This window comes from Mucilaginibacter sp. P5_A6 (assembly GCF_056400585.1).
The window spans coordinates 1-1126 of the sequence record NZ_JBFUKZ010000088.1 but is presented as its reverse complement, the minus strand read 5'-3'; the positions used below and the strand labels follow the sequence as shown (position 1 = coordinate 1126).

General features: G+C 34.4%; 1 protein-coding gene. It reads left to right on the top strand.

Annotated features, from left to right (window positions below; translation table 11 throughout):
• A partial coding sequence (locus AC1DO4_RS27850) for a helix-turn-helix domain-containing protein (protein WP_477421048.1) occupies window positions 1–416 on the top strand: 416 nt, incomplete at its 5' end.
• Window positions 417–1126 lie beyond the last annotated feature (710 nt).

Genomic DNA, 1126 nt, shown 5'->3' with positions numbered 1-1126 from the left:
CCTATAAACGCACCTACAAAAAGCAGATGGATGTGCAATTGCAGGAAACTCCTTTAGAAAATGAAGATGAAAAACTGTTAAGGTGTATTGTTGAATATATAGAATCGAATATAGTAAACGAAAGCCTTTCGGTAAAGGAATTAAGCAGCAAGATGAATATGAGCCGGGTATCGCTTTATAAAAAAGTTTTAATGCTTACGGGTAAGTCGCCTGTTGACTTTATTCGTTCTATAAGACTTAAAAAAGCGGTGTATTTGCTTGAGACCAGCCAAATGACGATCAGTCAGATTGGTTACGAAGTTGGCTTTAATTCGCCCAAATATTTTACAAAAGCATTTAAGGATGAGTATAACACCACTCCCTCCACCTATGTCAGTTCAATTCGCCAACAGAAACTGAATGAAAAGAACAGTTAATTAAATTTAACCAATTTATTGCCGGCCCTTCTTGTCCGCGTTATGACAGCCAATTAGTTCCGATTTGTTGTCATTTAAGTCAAAATTTCGCGAAAAAATAAATAAAATCTGAAAGCGGAGTAGCTTTAAGTAATATAAAGTGCTGATTTTGAGATTATTATATAGTGGTTAACATTTTGGCCTGTATTCATTATCAAATTCGGTATTCCTTTCTTCTTAACAATCATAGTTTCATCCCCCAGAATATAAGTTCAAGGTAATGTATTTAAAGACGTTGCTTTTAAACAATGTTCCACCAATAACCAATAGGACCAACAGTTAACTTTTTTGAATTAGTAAACATGCGTCTGACTGCACCTGAAGTTTTTTAACTGATTGTTCGGGCAGCCGTTTTATGTGAAGAAACTAACAGTAAAATAGTTTTCAAAGGTTGTTTTGGGTATCGGGCTATCTAAAAGATATGATAACAAAATAAATTATGAATGAGAGAAAAACCAATTAATTACTAACCAAAAACAATGCACCAATTATCAAACCTTAAAATCCTTTTAAAAGATGGATAAAAATTTACAAAAGAGAGTGAAATACCAATTTTCATTAATCATCGCGGGCATATTTCTTTATATATCTGCCCATGCACAAACCGTAAATATTACGGGTAAAATAACAAGCGCCGACGATGGCCAGCCGATACCAGGCGTAAGCGTAAG